We start from the raw sequence: 2,700 nt of genomic DNA on the forward strand, positions 1-2,700 counted from the left end.
ACGGCTGAGCGGACTCACTCCCGCTCAGTCCAAAGGAACGGTACGGGTCCTACGGGTTGATCCCCTTGCTGCGCAGCCACGCGCCCGGGTCGATGCCGCTGGCGGAGCCGCCGGGGTGGACCTCCAGGTGGAGGTGGGCGCCGGTGACGTTGCCGGTCGCGCCGACGCGGCCGATGACGTCGCCGGTGGAGACCTTCTGGCCGACGCTGACGCCGATGGAGGACTGGTGGGCGTACCAGAGCTCGGTGCCGTCATCGAGGGTGAGGACGGTCTTGTAGCCGTACGAGCCCTCGTAGCCGGCCTGGGTGATGGTGCCGCTGTGGACGGCCTTGATGAGCGTGCCGGTGGGGGCCGCGAAGTCGAGGCCGGTGTGGTAGCCGGAGGACCAGTAGGCGCCGGCCTGACCGAAGGTGGAGGTGATGGTGTAGGAGGAGGTGGGAAGCGTGTACTGCTTGGCGAGAGAGGCGAGGCGCTCGGCCTCCTTCTTCGCCGCGGCCTCCTCTTCCGCCTTCTTCTTGGCGGCGGCTTCCTTCGCCTCGGCCGCCTTCTTCTCCTTGGCGGCCTGCTCGGCGGCCTTCTTCGCGGCGGCGCTCTGCGCGGCCTCGGCGGCCTTCAGGTCGACCGCGTCCTGCTGGGACTCGGCCTGCGCCATGATGCGGGCGCGCAGCGCCTCGCCCGCGTTGGTGGTGCCCTGCTCGGTGTCGGCGGCGATGAGGCCGGCGCTGCTGAGCGGGGTGGCAGAGCCCTGCGGCTCCTCCGGCTCGGCGTCGTCCTCGTCGAAGACCGAGCCGACATTCGGCATGTCGGGCATCGATATGGAGACCGGGGGCTTGCCGGTCTGCGCGCTGGCCATGCCCGCACCGCCGACGGCGGCGATGACGCCTACGCCGAGAACCGTGGAGCTGCGGGCGAGTCCGCCGCGCTGGCGCTGCTTGGCCACGCGGTGCCGGCCGCGGACAGGGCGGGTGGACTCCGCGGTGGGGTTCCACTCCTGCCAGGGGCCCTCGTTGTCGCTGTTGTAGCTGCCGTAGGCGAACGTCTGGCTCTCGCCGTCGCGTTGGCTCGGCACGAACGGGGCTTCGGTCGCGGACCGGTTGGACGCCACGTGGGCGTACTCCTTTCCTTCCTTCTCGCCTACCGGGTTAGCTGACGGGTTCGGAGCAGGAAGGTCTCCTACGCGCGTAAACCTGTCGTGCTGCCACGACGGCTTCCGTGCGATTCACCCCAGGGTGGTGGTTCCCCGGTTCCCTTGCGGGATTCGGCGCGTGAGCACGGAGCCATCTCTTGTGACGGCTGGGACGACCGCGCTGCGTTATCGAACGTTAATAGACGGGGGTACTCCATTCCAAGCTGTTCTGAGTGATCGTTCCGGCTTTCGCCCTGGACCAACCGGGTCACGAGGGGCGGAAAACGGGCGAGTTGACCTTGCCCCAGGAGTAACAGTTGCCCTGACAGTGCGTCAGTCGTTATGCGGAAAGGATTCGAACAGACACGTTCCGTAATGACGATCATGAAATTTGCGGGAGATGTGAGAGAGAGGTGTGCGGGCGGCGGACCGCGAGGAGGGCCATGTCGTCCGTCGTACGGTCGCCGGTGTGCCGGCGTACCTCTTCCGCGAGAGTCGTCAAGAGGGCGCGCGGGCCGGGGAATGCCCGACCGGACAGACGTTCGACAGGGGCGTAGAAAGTGCCGTGCTCGTCCCGGGCCTCGGACAGGCCGTCGGTGTAGAAGAGCAGCGTGGCGCCGGGCGGGAACCCGGTCTCCTCGGCACGGTCGGGCCAGGTGCCCAGATCGTCCATGCCGAGCGGGAGCGCGGGCCTCGTGGTGTCCAGCTCGCTCAGGGTTCCGTCGGCGTACAGCAGCAGAGGTGACGGGTGGCCTCGGTTGACGATCCTGGCTCGCCCCGCACCGTGCGGGAACTCCGCCAGTACGGCCGTGGCGAACCCCTCGTGCTCCACAGCGGCGTCCCGTCGCGCGGCCTCCCTGGCCAGCGCCCGTTCCAGCCGCTGGGCGACCGCTTCGAGGGTCGACTCCTGCTCGGCCGCCTCCCGGAACGCGCCGATCAGCACCGCGACGGCCGACACCGCCCCCAGCCCCTTGCCTCGTACGTCCCCCACGATCAGCCGTACGCCGTGCGGCGAGTCCTGCACCGCGTACAGATCGCCCCCGATCGACGCCCCGGCCTGCGCCGCCTCGTACCGCGCGGCGATCTCCAGCCCGCCGATCCGCTCCTGCGGCACCGGCAGTACGGCCCGCTGCGCGGCCTCGGCGATCTCGCGGGCGGTGGCGAGGCGGGCGTCGCTGCGGCGGACTAGGCGGTTGATGAGCACGGCCAGTGCGGCGACGATGGCCACCGTCACGATCTCGGTGATCGCGTCCACGTGGCCTGCGTCGCCGTAGCGGACGTGTACGACGGTGATGCCGGCGACCGATGCGAGGCCCGTGACCACCGTGCCGAGCAGCGAGAAGAGGGGGGCCGCCACGAGGGGCGCGACGGTGAAGAAGGGGACCGCCGTGAACTCACGCGGAGTGAAGTGGTCGTAGAAGAGGCCCATGACGATAAGCAGGACGGGGAGGACGCCGGCGAGAGTGCGCGTGCGGGCGTAGGAGAACCGCCGCCCGGTCGGCTCCGCCACGCCCTCACTCCCCTCCGGCCGCCCCACGGATACGAATACGTATACGGAATTCCGATACGGATTC

General features: G+C 69.6%; 2 protein-coding genes and 1 riboswitch. Both genes read right to left on the minus strand.

Features of this window, described 5'->3' with window-relative positions:
* Nucleotides 1-49: 49 nt before the first annotated feature.
* Complete coding sequence (locus tag I8N67_RS41180) at nt 50-1,105, minus strand: M23 family metallopeptidase (protein WP_200309431.1); 1,056 nt, start codon at nt 1,103-1,105, stop codon at nt 50-52.
* An 11-nt stretch (nt 1,106-1,116) separates the two neighbouring features.
* Nucleotides 1,117-1,274, minus strand: a riboswitch (cyclic di-AMP (ydaO/yuaA leader).
* A gap of 234 nt (nt 1,275-1,508) precedes the next feature.
* Nucleotides 1,509-2,636 carry a PP2C family protein-serine/threonine phosphatase gene (locus tag I8N67_RS41185; RefSeq protein WP_200309432.1) on the minus strand — a complete coding sequence of 376 codons (1,128 nt, stop codon included), beginning with the start codon at nt 2,634-2,636 and terminating at the stop codon, nt 1,509-1,511.
* Between the last annotated feature and the right edge of the window lie 64 nt (nt 2,637-2,700).

The sequence above is a fragment of the Streptomyces adelaidensis genome, assembly GCF_016598475.1.
Lineage (GTDB): Bacteria > Actinomycetota > Actinomycetes > Streptomycetales > Streptomycetaceae > Streptomyces > Streptomyces adelaidensis.